We start from the raw sequence: 19173 nt of genomic DNA, 5'->3' as shown, positions 1-19173 counted from the left end.
AAAGAACAATTCCCGCACATCCCGCCCTGTCCGTGAGCTGGCCGGCTTCGACCATCGCTGCGACTTGACCTTCTTCCGAGCAGCGCTCCTAGGTTCGCCGCAGAGCGGATGGGATGAGACCGTCAAGGTCAGCCTTGATCAGGTTGGTCAAAACCTTTGAGCCGGGCCGAACTTGATTGAGACCACCCCCGTTGAACCACAGCCCCGGCTGTGCCGTTTGCCCCCACATGTTGGCCCACTCTCCCTCGCTGTCGAGGCGAGCGATCGGCCCGGTTCGGCGGGCGACGTCGACGCCGAACCAGTCCTCGACCTCGGCCTGCCGGTTCTGATACCCGGTCGCTAGCACCACGAGATCGGCCCCCAGGACGCTTTCGTCATCTAGACGAAGCCCGCGCGGCACGAAGGAGGCGATTCGATCGGCTTGCACGACGGAGATCCTGCCGTCGATGATCGCCTCTGAGGCACCGACGTTCAAGTAGTAACCACCTCCGGTGCGCAAGTAGAGATCAAGCCACCCTGCTCCCTGATACCCGTCGTGCAAGCGCACACCTGCCGCGCGGAGGCCGGCTAACAGATCGGCGTCCATCACCTTCGCTCGAGCGTGGTAATCCTTCGACGCAGCTAGGCGAAGCGGCTGGATTAGTCCGACCCCGTAGTGGAGGTCGACTTGTTCAGCCGGTGTTCCGTCGAAGTAGCTGGCATAGGCTTGGTTTGCCGTGTCGACATTTTGGACCATGATGGGTCCGCGTTGAATCATGGTGACCTTGCAGCCATTTGATGTCAGGTCGAGTGCGATGTCGTGTCCGCTCGAACCCATGCCCACGACGATGGCTTTCTTGCCGACCCACGCCGAAGCGTCGGTGAAGGCCGACGAATGCATAGTTTGTCCCGTGAAAGTGGCGAGGCCCGGTAGATCCGGAATATTCGGCTTGCCACCGATACCGCCGGAGGCAAGAACGATGTGCTGTGGGCGCAACTCGCGGTGGTGATCGGCGGAGGTGATGACCGTAGCCACCCACTTTCCGGCACGGTCGTCGTAGTCGGCTCCTGTAAACCGGGTCGAAAACCAGATGTCCAGGTCGAAGTAGCTGCTGTAGATTTTCAGCCAGTCTGCGACGAGATCCCGAGATAGGTACTGCGGGTAGTGTTCGGGGTACTGCAGCAGGGGGAACCCATTCATTTCGATCGGGTTGTGAAGGGTCAGCGAACGGTAACGTTTGCGCCAGTTATCTCCGGCATTAGCGTTGGAGTCCACGATCAGATACGACACGCCTAGTTTTTTGAGGTAGGCACCCGTCATGGTCCCGGCTTGACCCGCACCCACAATAAGCACCTGCGGGTCCGTGTCTTTGAACGCCCGCTGTCGCTCTCGTGCCTCTAGCCAATTCTCGCCCGCTCTGGCTGCGACGAAGCCGCGGCCGCGGGGATGCACTTCAGTGTGCGGTGTGCCCCTTACCTTTTCGAGCCGCGTGTATAGCGACCGCCCGAGGAAACCAAACCGGGACGAAGGGTCGGGGACGCCGTACAGCAACCCGACTGCTTCGCCTGCCCGCACTTCGAAGGTAAAGAAGATAGTCACCACTGGCGGATCGTCGCGGACTTCAGGTGAGGGCCAGTCAACGCCTAAACGCACGTTCGTCGGATGGACGGTGTCAGCGGACTTGCGCAAACGGTCGATCAACGCGTCTCGTCCGTGAAATTGGCGATAGTCGAAAGTCAACGCGCCACTGTCGCGCAGATACGAGTCCTCAACGAATAGTGCAGCGAGACGGGATGCATCGCAATCCTGGAGCGCCGACTCGAACTCGGCGAGCCAGCCCTGTACCGAACTATGTTGCGGGTGCATCGAAACCCGCGCCAGCACCGCCTAGACGGCCTACCACCGCTAGCAGCTCTTCGTAGATGTTGCCGGGCACGGCGTACGGCTCGGTGGCCGCCACGCGGTCGAAGTTGTCGGCTACGTCATCCGCGGAAATCACCTGCTTAGCGTCGGGTAGCCAACCATCGCCTAGACCAACGAATACGCGCGCATATCGGCCGGCACATGCCGAGTAGTTCTGATGGCTGGATTCGCAAGCGCGGCTGGCCAAATAGGTGACGATAGGCACGACCTTTTCCGGGCCGATGAGCTCCAGCAAGCCCAGATTCTTCAATGTCTCTGGATCCACCGTCTCGGTAACCATGCGCGAAAAACCAAAGGGCAGAACTGTATTGGAGAGAATGCCGTGGTCGGCGCCCTCAAGAGCGATGACGTTGCTCAGTCCGACCAGTCCTGCTTTTGCGGCCGCGTAGTGCGCCTCGAGGTGTTGCCCGAACATGCCTCCAGAGGAGGAAATGAACACAAACCTGCCGTATTTCTGCTTCTTCATCACCTTGAATGCCGGTTGACTCAAATAGAAGCCGCCGTCGAGATGAACGGCCAACATCTGGCGCCAGGTGGCCGGGGTCATCTCGTCGAAGTGGATGCTGTTGAAAATGCCCGCGTTGCTGATGACGGCGTCGAGGCGTCCGAAGCGCTCGACGGCGGTCTGCACGATCGCCTCGCCGCCCTCGGGACTGTCCACCGACTCGTGGGACGCGACTGCAATACCACCGCCGGCGGTGATCTCGGCAACCACCTCATCGGCAACCGTGCTGTCAGCTCCCTCACCGTGCATGGAGCCACCGAGGTCATTTACTACGACCGAAGCTCCGCGCTTCGCCAGGTCCAGAGCGTATAGCCGACCTAGTCCACGGCCGGCCCCAGTCACCACCGCCACTTGATCCTTGAAATCAATCATCGCGTTTCCTTTCGAAAGAACCGGCTGAAAGGCGACCACAGCCGTAGGTGGCGCGCTGATGCGTGGGTGTTGACTGGGAGCCGTCCACTCGGCTCGCGATCAAACAGTGACGAGTCGAGATAGATTGCCGCCCATGATCTTTGCCTGATCGTCCTGAGGTAGGTGGTCGAGAGCTGTGACGTAGTGGGTCGGCTCTGCCAGCCCTTCCGGATGCGGGTAGTCCGAGCCGTACAGGATGCGGTCGACTCCGACGACATCGATCAAATCATCGATGCTGTCTTCGAAGAAAGGACTGATGTGGATGCGGTTGGTGATCTCCTGGATCGGGTCACCCAGGAAGGCCTCAGGTGCTTTGCGGTATACCTCGGCCATGCTGTCCAGCAGCGGGTACAGCCACTTGGATCCCGCCTCGATCACGGCCACCTTGAGTGCGGGGAACCGGAACAGCGCGCCGTGAATCACCCACGAAGCCACCGCGTCTTGAATAGGCCGCCATTCGTTGAGGATCACCATCGCGTTTGTTTGGAACGGCAGCATTTCTTGATCGGCACCGTCCCACTCGGACGTGTAGCGGGCGTATCCGCTGTCGCTCGAGTGCATCGTGACAAGGATGTCGTGCTCGACGCAGCGCTGCCAGAAGGGGTCGAATTCAGGAACCGCAAACGACCGCGGCCCGCGGAATCCCGGCACTGGAGCCGGGCGGATCAAAATTGCACGCGCACCGCGGCTTACCGCCCAGTCGAGTTCTTCGATGGCCTTCTCGACGATAGGGAGTGTGATGACAGGCGTGGTGAAAATCCGGTTCTGGTAATTGAATCCCCACACTTCGTCGAGCCACTCGTTCAGAGCATGGATCAGAACATGGATTGTCAGCGGATCGTCGCGTAGTCGTTCTTCGATGAGGCTGGCAAGCGTCGGAAACATCAATGATCGCTCTATGCCTAGCTCATTCATCAGCTCGAGCCGCGGGGCGGGCTCGAAAAACGCCGGGATTGATTTCATCGGTTCGCCGAACAGCTCACGGCGGCTCTTGCCGTCGGGGTTGCCGAATTTGAAATACTCTTCCCACGCACCAGGTTTGGCGACGACGGAGAAGGTCGGGTTGGGGATGTAGTTGCTGATCTGGCCGCGCAAGGCGATTTTGGTCCGACCATTGACCTGGACGTACTGGACGACGTCCTTGTATTCCTTCGGCAGGAATTTGGTGAGTGCTTCTTCGGGCTCGTACAGGTGGTTGTCGGCGTCGAACAGTGGGAACGGGACGTCAACCCGGTGGGAAAGCTGGCCCATGATGCGTTCCTTTCTCTACCGAGAAACGTCGTCTCGGTCCTACAGTTGGTAACCGAAAATATTGAGTCCGGATATCTGGTGTTTGGGTATATCGCCCGCGCCGCAGCGGGTTTCGTTAATTAGAAGCCGCCCTTGACACGAACCACTGCGCGGCCGAGGAATTTTCCGGCGCGGACCTGGTCGAGCACTTCGGTCACATCCTTGACGGCGACATCGTGGACGACGTCCGAAAGATGCCGCGGCTTGCTCGAACCGCCTAGCGCAGCCCACAATTCGCGGCGGGCAGCGATGGGCCATTGCACTGAGTCGATGCCGAGTAGTGCCACGCCGCGCAATATGAACGGCATGACCGTCGTCTGAAGGCCGGCGCCTCCGGTCAGCCCGCTCGCCGCGACCGCACCGCCGTAACGCACAGTGCTGAGAACGTCGGCGAGCGTAGCGCCTCCGACGCAGTCGACCGCTCCGGCCCATCGCGTCTTGCCGAGGGGACGCGGCTTGGCGTCGGGGTCTTCGGGCAGGCGGCCGATGACCTCGGCCGCACCCAGGGCCTTGAGGCGGTCGGCGGCCTCGGGCTTGCCGGTCGATGCGACGACGTGAAAGCCCGCCGCGCTGAGCAGGTCGATGCTGACCGAGCCAACGCCGCCGGTTGCACCCGTCACCACGATCGGCCCGTCGTCGGGTGTGATTCCGTGTCGCTGGAGGGCAGCCACGCTCATCGCGGCGGTGAATCCGGCGGTTCCGATCGCAGCACCTTCGTGCGGGCTGAGCGATCCCAGTTTGACCACCCAATCCGCTGGAATGCGAGCGTATTCGGCGTAACCGCCGTGCCTGGCGGTGCCGATGTCATAACCGTGCGCCAGCACCAGCTCGCCCACGGCGAAGTCGTCGGAGTCTGATTCCACCACCTCGCCGGTCAGGTCGATACCGGGCACGATCGGATATTCGCGTACCACAGCGCCTTTCGGCGTGACCGCTAAGGCATCCTTGTAGTTGACGCTCGAGTAGTGCACCTTGACGAGCACTTCTCCAGGCGGCAGCTCGGAGGTGTCGAGTGTCTCGACCTGCGTCTCGATGCGATCCTCTTGTTTTCGCGCGATGAGCGCCTGGAACTTGCTGTTGTGGCCCGTGGACACTACGTCTCCTTCTCAGTGGTCAGTGATGACGATTGCTCGTTCGGGGCAGTTCGCCACGGCGTCGGTGGCCGTGCTCTCTAGATGCGCGGGCACTTCGGCCGAGGTTGCGACGGCGTAGCCGTCGTCGGAGAGCTCGAAGAGATCGGGGCAGAGTGTCAGGCACATCCCGTGGCCACGGCAGCGGTCCTCGTCGACGGATACCTTCACGATCCCTCGCCGTTCACGTCGAATTCCAGGTGCAGCTCGATGAGTCCACGCAGGACGTAGGTCGGGATGTAGCGGTATCGACGGTCACTGGGTGGCCCGTGGTGAGCTTCGCTGATTCGGATGTCGGTGGTGCGGTCGAGCAACCGTTCGATACCGACGCGGGTCTCGGCACGCGCCAGCGGTGCGCCTGCACAACTGTGTATGCCGCGACCGAACGCCAGGTGCTGGCGGGCGTTCTTTCGATCTAGGTCGAAAGTGCCCGGGTCGTCGAACCGGCGGGGGTCTCGGTTCGCCGCCGCATTGAGAACCATCACCGTGGTGCCAGCGCCAATTGTCTTGTCGCCGATCGTCGTCGGCCGACGCGACAACCGGAAGTCGCCCTTCACAGGGCTTTCGATACGCAGGCATTCCTCGATGAAGTTTGGCAACTTACTGCGGTCGTCGCGCAGGCTGCGCTGGATGTCGGGGCGCTCCCCGATGATCTGCAGCGCGCTGCTCAGAAGCCGAACCGTGGTCTCCTGACCGGCGGAGAAGACATTGGTCGCCACCCGAACCACGTCGGCGACGTCCGGCGTGGTTCCGTCCGGAAACAATGCCGTGGCCAAGCCGGTCAGTACGTCGTCGCGCGGCTCGTCCCGTCGGTCCTGGACGTAGGTCGCGAAAATGTCGTACAGGTATTCCAGCGGCGTCTGGTTCAGCGTCTTGTCGGCGTTGCCGAGGGCTCCACCGTGAGTGCCGCGGGCGAGGCGCTCGATCAATTCGGGCCGGTCTTCGTGCGGGACTCCGAGGAGGTCGGCGATCACTCGCAGCGTGAACGGGCCGGCGAATCCCCCGATGAACTCGCCTTGGCCACCGACGAGGAAGCCGTCGAGGAGCTCGTCGGCGAGCGCCCACATGGCGTCTTCGTTCTCTTTGAGCCTCTTGGGGGTGATCAGCCGCATCAGCAAGGCACGGTGGTTGGTGTGCGTCGGTGGATCCAACGTTGGCAGTTGGTCGCTGAAAGGCAGTTCGTCGCGGTGCTTTTCGATCGTCTCAGTGACGTCGTCGCCCTCCAGTGGCACCGGAAAGCCGGGGAAGGGGCCGCTCACCGAGACGCAGGATGAGAACGTGTCGGCGTCGTTGTAGACGTCAACAGCTTCCTGCCATCCGGTCACCATCACCACGCCGTGATGATTTTCCGGAGTCACCGGCGAGCGGTTACGCAGTGCTTCGAAGAACGGGTAGGGGTTGTCGGTAACCCGCTTGTCTCGAAAGAAGTTGACCGCGGTGAGGTCTTCAGCCATCGGTTCCTCCATCCGGCACCTCGAAGCCGAGACCGCCTTGTCTGATCGGCACAGCGGTCGTGGGCACACTCCGGGGGCGTGCCGCGAACCAACCGACCTTATCATTTTGAGATAACGACCAATACCGCGTGCCGTGCATCCCGGATTTCTTTGCAAGGAAACGCCAATGTTCGCCGATGAGAGTAAGCTTCTCGTTGCCTGCCGTGGTCCGATGCGGCGGCGCCGATGTACTCGGGCGCCAGCCGTCACCGAATCCGCGGGTAGGTGCCAATAGGGTGTCACCATGAGGTTCTTCCGGGCAGGGGGACAATCGTGAGTTCAGGCGACTCCCCCACGACCGCTGGCACGACGGCCGGAGAGACCGCCAAGAGCTGGCAGGAACGGGCTATCGAGCGCCGGCTGGGCGAGGCGCGAGCCTTGGCGGTGGAACGCAGTACGCAGTTCATGGCGACTGCCTTGGAGTTGGTCCAGGAGTCGGGCCAAGCCAACTTCACACTGCAAGATCTGGCCGATCGAGCCAACCTGAGTGTTCGCACCTTCTATCAACATTTCGCTGGCAAGGACGACCTTCTGCTGGCGTTATACGAAGACGTGACCGCGGACTTCACCGAGGCAATACGAGTGCAGATGGAGGCCGCCGACGGTCCGATGGCACAACTCGAGGCGTGGTGCCGTGCCGTTCTCTCGCGGCCTGGAGCATCGCAAGAGGTGGGCGGTCGGCTGGTGCTGATCTACAACCTCAGCCTGGAGTTGGAGAACCCAGAGGCGTTCGCCAAAGTGTGGGAACCTCATCGTCAGCTGCTAACCCAGATCCTGACCGAGTGTTCGCAGGCGGGCTTGATCCGCCAGGACCTCAGCGTCAAACAGTTGACGTCACTGCTGGGTTCGACGATGACGTCGCTTGGGCAGTACAACGCACTGCACGGAGGCATCCAGGAGACCGAGTTGACCGAGGACGTCGTCTGGTCGTGGTGCAAGCAGGCGGTCGCCGGCTCGGGGTGAGCGCTTGGCCGGCCGGCTCGAGGTACCTGCGGCCACGCCAGGAATCAGGCCTTGGCCGGCTCGGTCGCCCGCTGCGCCGACTCCAGACGAGCGGCGGCGAGTTCCCGCAGCTCGCCGACCCGGATCTTGTCGCTACCGGTCAGCGAGATGTCGTCATCGTGAAACAACAGCACGTGGCGCGGAACCTTGTAACTGGCCAGGCGTTCGCGAAGGAACGACCGGATCTCCTCGCCCTCAATCGTCGAATCAGCACGCGCGACAACGCAGGCCACGACGACCTCTCCGAGCGTCTCGTGCGGGACACCGACGGTCTTCGCCACCTTGACGGCCGGATGCCGTGCCAAGACCTCATCGACTTCCAGCGGTGAGACGTTAGCCCCGCCCGTCTTGATGATCTCGGTGAGCCGACCCGTCCAGAACAACCGGCCGATCTCATCGAGGTACCCGCCGTCACCGGTGTGGAAGAAGCCTTCGGCGTCGAGCGTCTCATCCAGTGGAATCCCGATATAGCCGAGCATGAGGGTGGGTCCCTTGACGCAGATCTCGCCGCTCATGCCTCGTGGGACTACCTCGCCGGTCAAGGGATCGACGATCTTGAGCGTTACACCGGGCAGGGCCACCCCCCAACTGTCGGCGTGTTGCTCCGGCGGTGTGTTGAGCTCGAAAATCGTTGAGATTGTGAATGTTTCAGTGTTGCCGTAAGCATGATCCGGCAGATGCCACTCATGGGTGACCGTCGGGTGACGTGCGATCGGGGTCTTGACGTCGGCGAATCGCATGCTGCTCAGATCAACGGAGTGCCAGTTGGGCGCGGCCTCGATCTGAGCCCACTGGTGCGGCCATGCGAACGGATAGTTCACCCGCTCCGCGGCCATCAACTCCAGCGCTTCGACCGCGGCGAAAGTCGGCTGCAACACCAGACATCCGCCTGTCGCCAGCGTCGCCCCCAGTGACATGACGAAGTTGCCCGACCAGAAGTACCCGTTGGCTGACCAGCAGCGAATGTTGTCTCCCGGTTCGAAGCCGCATACCCTCCGGAAACGCCACATCTGGATGGTCATGCCGCGATGCGCGTTGAGGATGCCTTTGGGCTTGCTGGTCGAACCCGACGAAAAGAACAGCGCGCCTGCGTCACTCGGCTTCGCCGCAGTAGCCGTTGCCATGATCAGTTCGCGCGGTTGCCCGGCGCCGCGAGTCAGGAAGGTGGCCCAGTCGTCGGCGCCGGGACCCTGCTGACCGACCAGCACGAGATCGCGCAGGAACGGGAATTTCTCCGATTGCAGTGGCGCAGAGTGTTTTTCAGCCAGCTCCGGCACGAGGTCGGTCAGCACCGCGAGGAAGTCCGTCTTCAGCACCTGACGTTCGAAGAGCAACAACGCAACGTTCGATGCGGTGAGCAGATACTCGAGCTCGTCCGGTGTGGAAAAGGTGCTCAAAGCCACAGCAACACCGCCGGCCATTGAGATGCCAAAGAACGCAGCCACCCACTCGGGACGGTTGGTCATCAGCAGGCCCACCCGGGTGTCTTTGCCGACACCACTCGCTCGCAGGGCGGCCGCCACCTGCAGAGCCTGCTCCCACAGGTCGTCATACGTCCAGCGCGTGTCCCCGTCCGCCGAGTGGAACACCAGAGCTTCGCGCTCCCCGTACATCGATGTGACATCACGCAGGAAACCGGGCAGAGTCAGCGCGCCGAGCCCGGGCTCCTCGCTCAGCGGCGGACCTGCCGAGATCGACGGAGCTGGTGCGATGTTGGTCGTCATCGAGGGTCTGGGTCGCTCAAAACGGCAATTCGATCTCGGCCGTGCATTTGACGAGCTCTTCACCGTTCTGGTTCTTCAGGTGCACCCTCACCTGGACGAGAGGCATACCCCACGCCGACTCTGACTGCTTCTCGATGACCTCACCCTCGAAGTACGTCACGTCGCCTTCGAACGCGGGGCCGCGGAAGTCGGCTTTGCTGTGCCGCACCATTCCGTTGTGGCCCGCCCAGTAGGCGAGATAGTCGGTACACCACGCGCCCATCGTCGCGCCGTAACCGTACGCGCGGGCCATACCAACTTCGCTCGCGCGATCGGCATCGATGTGGCCTCGTGACGGACCGAGGTAAAGGCCGTCACGCTTGCGCGGATCGATAAACGCGTCTTCCTCGTCGAACGCGAAGTCTTTCCCGAAGCCCGGATCCTGATACACCCACGGGTCGTCGACACCTTCTGGTGTGACCCAGTAGAACGAGCCCCAGGTGTTGAAGACGAATGCCCGATACTCGGTGGTGAAAGTGGCGATGCTGTGCGGCCCGATGACCCGCCGCGGCAACGTATCCCCCACCTTGACCTCGTCGAAATGTGGGGAAATGCCGGCCCGATTGGATTCCAGCCAGTCCCGGCGGATCCGGTCGACCTCCTCGAGTTCCAACTGCGTCCAGCGCTTGATCTCGCCTAGCTGGCTTTCGAACATCCCGCGCTTGGTCGCCTCTTCGTAGAGGTAGCGAATAGCAGTGGAACGTTCACGGGCCACCAACACACCGTGCTGGTTCTTGTGGACGGTGTCGCCTCGCGAAAACATCGTCGGTCCAGCGAATTTCGTCTCGACCACTTTGTAGTCGTGGAAGCGACGCTGCTGGAAGAGCTGGTCACCCGGGCGCACGGGGCAGCCGTAGAACCACCACTCCTCGCCACCGAAGATCAAGTGACTCTTCGGGATGTGACCGACGCAGGCAGGTGCCGCACCGTGCCCGTAGTCGAGTGCGACCGCAATGGACTGCGGCGCGATGAGGCCGCCGAAGGCCGACTCGCGAGCAAATCGCTCATCCCAGTGCAAGGGGTTCGGATAGTCCATCGCCATGACCCAGCGACGAATGTCCGACGAGCTGCACGGATCCCACAGCTGTCCGCCACCAATGGGCTTTCCGACCCGATGGTCGACGTCGGACACATCCAACTCGACACGCGACCCTTGGTCCGCTGCCGAACTCGGCTGCCTTGCCATCATGCCTCTCCTGTTCGGTGGTAGCGGTGGCCGCGATGACCGGCGGGGCCGCCGGTTCGTGCAGCGAGGTGATATCCGTCAGCGAATACCGCCCATGACGACGTCCGCTAACGATGAATGCTGCTATCCGCTCACGGCGATTGTCAACCATGGCCTACGTTGACTTTCACTTCTGGAGAACACTATTCTCGCGTCAGACCTTCAACGGAGACGGAGCGAGCGTGCTTCTTGAGCTCGACGACGACCAGCGCTTTTGGCGTGACACGGTCCGGGAAGCGGTGGACAAGCAGTGTCCACCTTCCTTGGTGCGCCAGATCGCCGAAGGGCGTTCGACCCCCGACGACCTGTGGCAGTGGTACCGCAATCAGGGCTGGACGGAGCTGGCCGACGCAGACAACGTGATCGAACTGATCCTCGTCCTCGAGGAATTGGGACGCGCGTCCGATCCGACACCGTTTCTTGCTTCACTCACCCAGTTCGCGCCCCTGGCTGGCGATCACTACGACCCGTCCCAGGCAGGCACGGCGGTTTGGGACGGGGTCACCACCCGCAGTCAACGCGACGGCTGGCTCCTTGACGGTGTGGCCCGATTCGTCCTCGACGGTGATCGCGCAGATCGCCTCGCAGTCGCCACTGCATCGGGGGTGTTCATCGTCGACCGAAGCGCGGTACTCGCCCGCCGGGTCTCGACATTCGATCCTGTCCTCCATGTCGCCGACCTCTGGTTTGATTCCGTCCCGGTCGGCGAGCAGGACCGAGTCACCGCCGACGGTGAACGGGCGCTGCAAATCGCGCTCACCGGTGCCGCGATCACGACTGTCGGTGCGTGTCAACGCATTCTCGATCTGACCTTGGATCACCTCAAGCAGCGCCAGCAGTTCGGGGTCGTGATCGGGTCATTTCAGGCCCTCCAGCACAAGGCCGTGGACATGTACGTGGCGATCGAGCGCGCCCGCGCGCTGGCTTACTTCGCGGCGCTCACCATCGCCGAGGACGACCCGCGCCGCCGCCTCCTGGCGCGGATGGCGAAAGCCGCTGCAGGCGAGGCCCAGTCGCGGGTCGTACGAAGCGGGATGCAGTGCTTCGGTGCGATGGGACTGACGTGGGAGAACGACCTGCAGTTCGCGGTCAAGCGTGCCCGGGCAGGTGAGGTGTTGCTGGGCGGCGCTGAAGAGCACCGCGCATTCGTCGCGAAGGAGTATGGTGCAGCTGACTTTTGACGACGACGTCGAAGCCTTCCGTGCCGAGTTCGCGGCGTTCCTCGACGAACACACGCCATCGGAGGCCGTCACACGCGAGCGACCGCGCTCGGTGTCGCACATGCCGCAGTGGGCCAGGGACTGGCAGCGCCTGCTGTTCGACCAAGGGTGGCTGCTGCCCGCCCAACCACCGGAGTTCGGGGGGCGCAACGCCACGGTCCTCCAGCAATTCGTCCATCTCGACGAATTGTGTCGGCGCAGGATCTTCCACAGCTTCAACCCTCAAGGCGTCAACATCATTGCGACGTCGTTGATCTCGTTCGGCACCTCCGAACAGAAGCAGCGGTGGGCCATACCGGTGCTACGCGGTGAGAAGACAGCCTCGCTGGGCATGAGCGAGCCCAATGCCGGTTCCGACCTTGCCTCTCTGCGGACACGCGCTGTCCGCGACGGAGACGATTTCATCGTCACCGGCCAGAAGGTGTGGACGTCGGGAGCCCACGACGCCGACTTCCTGCTGGCCTTCGTGCGAACCGATCCCGATGCGCCCAAGCACAAGGGCATTTCAGCATTGGTGATCCCGACAGATAGCGACGGCCTAGTCTGCCGACCTTTCGGCGACATCGCCAGCGCGGACAATCTCGATTTCAACGAAGTGTTCTTCACCGACGTCCGCGTCCCCGCCGAGAACCTGGTCGGCGAGCTGAATCAGGGTTGGCGAGTGGCCAACGGTTCACTCGGCCACGAGCGGACCATGATGTGGCTGATGTTCGCCGACCGGCTCGACAACCTGGTCGCCGACTGCCGGCCACAGTCGCCGGTCGCACAGGACCAGTACGCGTCGATGATCATCGACTACCACGCGCTACGCGCACTGGGTTCAGCCGCGTTGGGCCGGGCAGCGCGCGGTGAAGCCGACACCGCGTCGGTCTCGTTACTCAAACTCCTGGGTTCCGAAGCCGAGTGTCGCGCCGCTGATCTCGTGCTGTCGACGTCCGGAATCCACGGTCTGCAGCATCCCGTCACCGGTCGGTATCAGCACATGAACAACGACGAATATTTCGCCAGCGGCTTCGAGCGCTACACCCGGGGTGTGGCAGCCACGATCGCGGGCGGAACGTCGGAGATCCAGCGCAACATCATCGCTCAACACGTCCTCGGTCTTCCCCGTGGCTGATTACGTCGTAGGACAGGAGAAGCGCTGTGGCTGAGTCTGATTGGCCAGGAATGGAATTCCTGGTGGTGCGTAGGCTCGGTGGTATCGTCACGGTCCGCCTGAACCGGCCGGCGAAAATGAATGCCATCAACAGCGGCATGGAGAAGGAGTTCTACTCTGTCCTCGCCGACTGCAACCGCATCGACAGCGTCAAATGCGTGGTGCTTTCCGCAGAGGGTCCCAACTTTTCGTCGGGGCACGACATCCAGCAAGTAGCCAGCGAGACCGTCGGCGGACAGGAACCCGCGACAATCGAGGACAAGTACTGGGTCCACACCGGAGACCTGTTGCCTCCGTGGCGATTCACCAAAGGTCTCGTGGTCGCGGCCAAAGGCTTCGTCGGACCCCACGCGAACACGTTCCTACTCGCCGCCGACGTGGTCATCGCGGCCGAGAACACCCGCTTCAGCTGGGAAGAGTCTCGGGTGGGGGTCGGTGCTCCCTACGGGCCATACGCGCTGATGCCGTTCCACTTCCCCATCCGCGTGATGAAGCAGTTGTGGATGACAGGGGGATGGCTGGACGCGCACACCGCGCGCGACCTGTTCTATGTGAACCGCGTCGTCCCGCTGGGCGAAGAAGAAGCCGTCGCGATGCGTTTCGCCGAGCAGATCGCGCGAATGGAGACCGGCGACCTGATCGCCAACAAGCGCGGTACACACCGCCTCTACGAGGCGGCTGGGCTCTCGGCGATGGTGGACGTGGGCCGAGACCCTTATGTGCCCGACGCGCAAGCGGCTCTCGCCAAGGAACACCACCTCCGTGTCATCCACGAGAAAGGTGTCAAAGCTGCTGTGCAGGAGCGTGACTCGGGCTGGGACGACGAGGTGAGCAAAGTCTGACGTGGCCATGTTGTGCGCAACGAATGAATGTCGAGAGAGGTAACACCAATGCCCGATGCTGACGCGATCGTCGCAGCGATCAACAGTCACTGTGAAACGCTGAGCAATCACGACAAAGAGGGCTGGCTGGCGTTGTGGGCCGATGACACCGTTCTGGAAGACCCGGTCGGAGTCGACACCTACACCGGAATCGAGAGCCTGCGAACCACGTTCTGGGGCATGGTATCTGATCTGTCGCCGATGAAATTGTGGCTCGAGCGCGACATCGTCATCTGTGGCAACGAGGCGATCGCCATATTGCAGGGCGTCGTCACCCGCAACGGTGCCTTGCAGCATGTCGGCCCACTGATCGACCACTTCACCTTCAACGACGCCGGCAAGATCTCGATGATGCGTGCTTTCTGGAAGTACGCATGACCTTGCCGTCCCAGGAAACGTTGCCGGCCATCGTCAATCGGATGTCCGCGACCGATCCGGATCGGCACTTCATCCGGACCGTCGACGGCGACGCGGCAACGTGGGCCGAACTACAGGAGTCGATGACGCTGTGGTCGGCTCGTTTCCTCGCATTGGGCGTCGGCCGCGGTGATGTCGTGGTCACCGTCCTCGACGCCGGCCTGGACTCGGTGGCTGTGTGGCTAGGGCTGACGAGCATCGGCGCGGTCGACGCGGCCACCAATCCCGAATTCCGTGGCCGTATGCTCGCCTACGCCATCAACAACTGCGCACCGGCGCTGCTCGTCGTCGCCGCACGCCACCTCGGCGTCGTGGACTCGGTCGCCGCTGAATTGCGCACTGTGACACAGGTTCTCGTCATCAATGAGCGTGACGTCGCATCCATCCCGGCAACCTCGCTCCCTGTCCCGACCCGGCCGGAAGACATCGACGTGGACATCACGGCGGCGAAGCGCGTGATGACCGAGCCGCAGTTCCACGACATTGCCTGTATCACCTACACGTCGGGAACCACCGGGCCCTCCAAGGCCGTGCGCCTGCCATGGGGCCAGCTCCACTCAATCAATTCCGGAACCTTTCCGTTGGACGACCTCACGTCCGACGATGTCTTCTACTGCACGACGTCACATGCTCACTTCGGCTCCAAGTCGATCCCGTACAACGCGGCGATGATCGGTGGTCAAGTCGTCATGCGATCACGCTTCGCGTTGAGCAGCTTTTGGAGCGACATCGACGAGTTCGGCGTCACGACAGGCATGTTGGTCGGGTCAATGGCCGACGTGTTGTTGCGCGACCCAAGTAGCCCGAAGGGCGCCACAACGCTGACCAACTTGTTCATGGCTCCGCTCGGCGCCAGCTATCGACAGTTCGGCGAACGATTCGGTGTACGCATCTGCACCGTGTACAACAGCACCGAGGGAGGCGTGGCGATCCGGTCGGGGTGGAACCCCGCCGACGAGCACACCGTGGGCCAGCTCCGCCAGGGCTATCCGGGTTTCGAGGTCCGGCTGGTGGACGCCAACGATTACGAAGTTCCGGACGGCACTCCTGGAGAATGCGCGATCAGGGCGCGAGAGCCGTGGGTGCTGAACGCCGGATACCTGAACAACGACAGCGCAACCGCGTCCGCGTGGCGTAACGGCTGGTTCCACACCGGGGACGCGCTCGTCCGTCACGCCGACGGTGAGTACACATTTGTCGACCGGCTCAAAGACGTGATCCGGCGACGGGGAGAGAACATCTCGTCATTCGAAGTCGAAGCCGACGCGCTGCAGAATCCGGAAATCGTCGAGTGCGCCGCGGTCGCGGTTCCTGCCGACTCGGTGGAAGACGAGGTTCTCCTGTTTGCGGTGCGCCGCAAGGGTTCTTCGATCACCGCGCCCGAGTTGGCAGCGGACCTCGCGAGCCGGATGACCCGTTTCATGGTGCCTCGCTACATCGAGTTCATCGACGAACTGCCCAAGACCCAAGCAACGTTGCGTGTGATCAAGGCCGATCTTAGGCAACGCGGAATCGGACCGCACACCTGGGACAGCCAGAACCAGACGGCTCGCGTATCGGCGAGCGCGACTGCCAACAAGTGATCGAAAGTAGGCATGCCCGTGACGACTGAACATTCCGAAGGCGCGAACTGCCCTGCCAACGGCGGACATTCGGATCTCTTGGAGAAGGTGTCCTTCATCGACCCGGCCGTCCAGGAGAAGCCGTTCGACTACTATCGCGCGCTGCGTAACTGCGACCCGGTTCACTTTGAAGAGGACCTGGGAATGTATTTGGTGTCACGCCACGAAGACCTGATGACGGTGCTTCGTGACCCGGTGGTGTTCTCTCAGGAGCTCGGCTACTACAAGCAGATGGCGAGCGGCCACCTCGACGCGATCAAAGAAGTGCTTGAGCGCGAGGGCGGGGGCTTCTTTCCCGATGTCGCCAACATCGATCCCCCAAAGCACACCCGGGTGCGCCGGCTGTTGTCCCAGGCGTTCAGCAAGAAGCGGATGAATTCCCTTCAGCCGCAATTCGAAACTCTCGTCAACGACTTGATCGACGGTTTCGTCGACCGTGGACGCGTTGACGGGTTGCACGATCTCGCGCTGCCGATGGCGATCGCGTTCAGCCAGCAGCAATTGCAGGTCGACGATCTCGACAAGGGCACGATTAAGCGTTGGGGCAGTGCCTACCTTTCCCAGTTCAGCTTGCAGAACACTCGTGAAGAAATGCTCGCCGCGGCGCGCGAACTCGCCGAGATGCAGCGCTATCTCATCGATCTGGTTCGCCGACGCGTCGAGGAACCGGGAGACGACATGCTCTCCGATATCATCACCGCCCCCGGATCAGACGACGAGGAACCGCTGAGCTTCGACGAGCTGGTCGCCACGGCCCGTGCGTTGTTGATCAACACCCACGACTCGATGTCGACGGCCTTCACCAACATTCTCTTCCAGGTCGCGACCAACCCGGAGATCGGCGAGCAGTTCTACGCAGCCGGTTACGACGACTCCAAGATGGCCAAATTCATCGAGGAGCTCTTGCGCCTCGAACCACCCGTCAGGGCGTTGTCGCGGGTCACCACCGCGCCGGTGAACCTCGGTGGTGTCGACCTTCCCGAAGGTGCGCATCTGCTGATCTTGTTCGCTTCGGCCAACGACGACGAATCCGTCTTCCAGTGCCCGCGACAGTTCGACACCAGCCGCATCAACCTCAGAAAGAGCATGACCTTCGGGGCCGGCACCCATTTGTGCCTGGGAATTGCGTTGGCGCGCATGCAATTGCTCGTCGCAGCACGACAGGTCGCGCTGAGGCTTCCCGACCTGCAGCTTGCGGTGCCGATCGAGGACATCAAATATCTCCCCAACGCCGCCCTGCTGGCGATGGAAAGCCTTCCACTGACCTTTACTTCGCGACCGACAGGTGAGCAGACCCGATGACGTGCGAACCCACCACCGTCCCCGATCCGGATGATGTGGACATCCCAACGCTGCGCGCGCGCTACCGGTGGGAGCGCGACCGTCGGCTCCGGCCCGAAGGGCAGGCGCAGTACGCCGCCGCATCGGACACCATCACCGCGCTCGACTACACCGACCCTCATATGCCGCGGGCCTCGCGCCCGGCGCTCCACGACGAGATGGACGTGGCGATTCTCGGCGGCGGGTGGGCTGGGGTCCTGGCCGGCTACCACCTTCGCAAGGCGGGTATCGAAGGTTGCCGAATCATCGAGCAGGCAGGCGATTTCGGCGGAGTCTGGTATTGGAACCGCTATCCCGGTCTTTCCTGCGACAACGACTCCTATTGTTATCTGCCGCTGCTGGAAGAGATGGGCTTCGTTCCGTCGAAGAAATTCGCCGACGGCCTCGAGATCCGGAACTACTGCCAGAGTGTCGCCAAGCGGTTCGATCTCTATCGAGGCGCGTTGTTCCACACCTGCGTCAACGCGTTGAGTTGGGACGAGTCGATCGACCGGTGGCGCATCGGAACAGATCGAGGTGACGATCTTCGGGCCAAGTTCATCATCCTGGCGATGGGGCCGATCAACACGCCGAAGGTGCCGCGGGTGTTGGGTCTCGAGGATTTCGCGGGCGCGATGTTCCACACCGCCCGTTGGGATTACAGCTACACCGGCGGCAGTCAGGAAAAGCCGGTGCTGGACAAGCTCAGCGACAAGCGGGTCGCGATCGTCGGGACCGGCGCTTCGGCGATCCAGGCGATCCCGTTCCTGGGCGAGTACGCACAAGAGCTGTACGTCCTGCAGCGCACCGCTTCCACTGTCGACGAGCGTCACAACACCCCAACCGATCCGGAATGGCTCGCCGGCCTGCAACCGGGCTGGCAACGGGAACGCCAGATGAACTTCCACCGCGCCGCCATCGACGGACTCGTGCCCGGTGAGCCAGACCGGATCTGTGACATCTGGACTGAGATCAACCGCAACCTGTCCGCACAGTTCGAGCAAACCGGATGGCCGCAAACACCGGAGGAGTTCCTCGCGGTCCGTGAGGTCATGGACTACCGCGTGATGGAGCGGCTGCGAGCGCGCGTCGACGCATCGGTGAAGGATCCCAAGACAGCAGCGATTCTCAAACCGTGGTACCGCCACATGTGCAAGCGCCCGGCCTCGAGCGACGTGTACTACCCGACGTTCAACAGGCCCAACGTCACACTCTTCGACGTATCCCCGACACAGGGCGTCGAACGCATCACCAAGCGCGGCTTCATCTTCGAAGGCACCGAGTACGAGATCGACTGCCTGATCTTCGCCAGCGGCTTCGAGGTGACAAGCGACCTCCAGCGCAGGTGGGGTATCGACAAGATCTCCGGGCGTGGCGGCCGGTCGCTCTACGACAACTGGGCGCAGGAGTTCCGGACGCTGCACGGCGTGATGACCCACGGATTCCCGAACTCGTTCTACATGGGCTTCTTCCAAGGCGGATTCAACGCCTCTACAACGGAGACGTTCAACAATCAGGCCCGGCACATCGCCTGGATCATCGAACAGGCAACCAAGCGCAATGCCGCGACGGTCGAGCCCACGTCGGAAGCCCAGGATGCCTATGTGGATCACGTCCGCAGTGTCGCCGTCGACACCACCGACTTCATCCGCGAATGCACACCTGGCTATTTCAACAACGACGGTCAAGAGGTCGCCGACAGGACCGGTCAACTGCGACCACGCTCCTACACCGGCGAGCTGTACGGCCTCGGCTACTACGCGTTCGAGAAACTCCTCCAGGATTGGCGTGACGCGGGCGACCTATCAGGTGTTGCCATCACGGCACTGTAGGAG

The 19173-nt window shown here is 62.3% G+C and carries 16 protein-coding genes; 8 read left to right on the top strand and 8 right to left on the bottom strand.

Features of this window, described 5'->3' with window-relative positions:
- Positions 1-88 precede the first annotated feature (88 nt).
- From A5658_RS17415 to A5658_RS17390, 6 genes are all read right to left on the bottom strand, one after another.
- On the bottom strand, positions 89-1720 hold the full coding sequence (locus tag A5658_RS17415; protein ID WP_197503146.1) for an NAD(P)/FAD-dependent oxidoreductase: 1632 nt from the start codon (positions 1718-1720) through the stop codon (positions 89-91).
- Positions 1721-1829: 109 nt separating this feature from the next.
- Complete coding sequence (locus A5658_RS17410) at positions 1830-2780, bottom strand: SDR family NAD(P)-dependent oxidoreductase (protein ID WP_067338476.1); 951 nt, start codon at positions 2778-2780, stop codon at positions 1830-1832.
- Between the two features lie 99 nt (positions 2781-2879).
- Complete coding sequence (locus A5658_RS17405) at positions 2880-4070, bottom strand: amidohydrolase family protein (RefSeq protein ID WP_067337744.1); 1191 nt, start codon at positions 4068-4070, stop codon at positions 2880-2882.
- A gap of 119 nt (positions 4071-4189) precedes the next feature.
- Positions 4190-5203, bottom strand: coding sequence for an oxidoreductase (locus tag A5658_RS17400; RefSeq protein ID WP_067337742.1), 1014 nt, complete (start codon positions 5201-5203; stop codon positions 4190-4192).
- A 12-nt stretch (positions 5204-5215) separates the two neighbouring features.
- Positions 5216-5410 (bottom strand): ferredoxin, encoded by a 195-nt coding sequence (locus A5658_RS17395; protein ID WP_067337739.1) that lies wholly within the window; start codon positions 5408-5410, stop codon positions 5216-5218.
- The gene (locus A5658_RS17390) at positions 5407-6693 is read right to left on the bottom strand and encodes a cytochrome P450 (RefSeq protein WP_067338473.1); all 1287 of its coding nucleotides are present in this window, start codon (positions 6691-6693) and stop codon (positions 5407-5409) included. Before A5658_RS17390 ends, A5658_RS17395 begins: the two co-directional genes overlap by 4 nt.
- A 312-nt stretch (positions 6694-7005) precedes the next feature.
- Here A5658_RS17390 and A5658_RS17385 point away from each other — a divergent pair, with 312 nt between their 5' ends.
- Positions 7006-7695: a TetR/AcrR family transcriptional regulator gene (locus A5658_RS17385; protein WP_067337735.1), complete on the top strand. Its 690-nt coding sequence runs from the start codon at positions 7006-7008 to the stop codon at positions 7693-7695.
- Positions 7696-7739: 44 nt separating this feature from the next.
- Here the strand turns inward: A5658_RS17385 and A5658_RS17380 are convergent, their stop codons facing one another.
- Positions 7740-9458 carry a class I adenylate-forming enzyme family protein gene (locus A5658_RS17380; protein ID WP_067337732.1) on the bottom strand — a complete coding sequence of 573 codons (1719 nt, stop codon included), beginning with the start codon at positions 9456-9458 and terminating at the stop codon, positions 7740-7742.
- 16 nt (positions 9459-9474) lie between these two features.
- Entirely contained in the window at positions 9475-10683 is a 1209-nt protein-coding gene (locus A5658_RS17375; protein ID WP_067338470.1) for a MaoC family dehydratase N-terminal domain-containing protein, read from the bottom strand.
- A 221-nt stretch (positions 10684-10904) separates the two neighbouring features.
- Here A5658_RS17375 and A5658_RS17370 point away from each other — a divergent pair, with 221 nt between their 5' ends.
- The 7 genes from A5658_RS17370 to A5658_RS17340 are packed head-to-tail and all read left to right on the top strand — an operon-like array spanning position 10905 to position 19170.
- Positions 10905-11903, top strand: a complete 999-nt coding sequence (locus A5658_RS17370; RefSeq protein WP_067338467.1) for an acyl-CoA dehydrogenase family protein — start codon at positions 10905-10907, stop codon at positions 11901-11903.
- A complete protein-coding gene (locus A5658_RS17365; protein WP_067338464.1) occupies positions 11887-13059 on the top strand; it encodes an acyl-CoA dehydrogenase family protein in 1173 nt (390 codons plus the stop codon). Before A5658_RS17370 ends, A5658_RS17365 begins: the two co-directional genes overlap by 17 nt.
- A gap of 26 nt (positions 13060-13085) precedes the next feature.
- Positions 13086-13940 carry an enoyl-CoA hydratase/isomerase family protein gene (locus A5658_RS17360; RefSeq protein ID WP_156751518.1) on the top strand — a complete coding sequence of 285 codons (855 nt, stop codon included), beginning with the start codon at positions 13086-13088 and terminating at the stop codon, positions 13938-13940.
- A 48-nt stretch (positions 13941-13988) separates the two neighbouring features.
- On the top strand, positions 13989-14357 hold the full coding sequence (locus tag A5658_RS17355) for a nuclear transport factor 2 family protein (protein WP_067337725.1): 369 nt from the start codon (positions 13989-13991) through the stop codon (positions 14355-14357).
- Positions 14354-15979 (top strand): AMP-binding protein, encoded by a 1626-nt coding sequence (locus tag A5658_RS17350; RefSeq protein ID WP_067337722.1) that lies wholly within the window; start codon positions 14354-14356, stop codon positions 15977-15979. The genes A5658_RS17355 and A5658_RS17350 overlap by 4 nt, the downstream gene beginning before the upstream one ends.
- A gap of 18 nt (positions 15980-15997) precedes the next feature.
- Positions 15998-17320, top strand: coding sequence for a cytochrome P450 (locus A5658_RS17345; protein WP_067338460.1), 1323 nt, complete (start codon positions 15998-16000; stop codon positions 17318-17320).
- The gene (locus tag A5658_RS17340; protein ID WP_067337719.1) at positions 17317-19170 is read left to right on the top strand and encodes an NAD(P)/FAD-dependent oxidoreductase; all 1854 of its coding nucleotides are present in this window, start codon (positions 17317-17319) and stop codon (positions 19168-19170) included. Before A5658_RS17345 ends, A5658_RS17340 begins: the two co-directional genes overlap by 4 nt.
- Positions 19171-19173 lie beyond the last annotated feature (3 nt).

This window comes from Mycobacterium sp. 1245111.1, from assembly GCF_001673405.1.
Taxonomy (GTDB): Bacteria; Actinomycetota; Actinomycetes; order Mycobacteriales; family Mycobacteriaceae; genus Mycobacterium.
This window is presented reverse-complemented; position numbering and strand designations above follow the sequence as displayed.

What these genes read in the sequence shown, in the direction of transcription:
- A5658_RS17410 (WP_067338476.1), bottom strand. Translation starts at nt 2,780, where the DNA reads ATGATTGATTTCAAGGATCAAGTGGCGGTGGTGACTGGGGCCGGCCGT.
- A5658_RS17405 (WP_067337744.1), bottom strand. Translation starts at nt 4,070, where the DNA reads ATGGGCCAGCTTTCCCACCGGGTTGACGTCCCGTTCCCACTGTTCGAC.
- A5658_RS17390 (WP_067338473.1), bottom strand. Translation starts at nt 6,693, where the DNA reads ATGGCTGAAGACCTCACCGCGGTCAACTTCTTTCGAGACAAGCGGGTT.
- A5658_RS17380 (WP_067337732.1), bottom strand. Translation starts at nt 9,458, where the DNA reads ATGACGACCAACATCGCACCAGCTCCGTCGATCTCGGCAGGTCCGCCG.
- A5658_RS17375 (WP_067338470.1), bottom strand. Translation starts at nt 10,683, where the DNA reads ATGGCAAGGCAGCCGAGTTCGGCAGCGGACCAAGGGTCGCGTGTCGAG.
- A5658_RS17355 (WP_067337725.1), top strand. Translation starts at nt 13,989, where the DNA reads ATGCCCGATGCTGACGCGATCGTCGCAGCGATCAACAGTCACTGTGAA.
- A5658_RS17350 (WP_067337722.1), top strand. Translation starts at nt 14,354, where the DNA reads ATGACCTTGCCGTCCCAGGAAACGTTGCCGGCCATCGTCAATCGGATG.
- A5658_RS17340 (WP_067337719.1), top strand. Translation starts at nt 17,317, where the DNA reads ATGACGTGCGAACCCACCACCGTCCCCGATCCGGATGATGTGGACATC.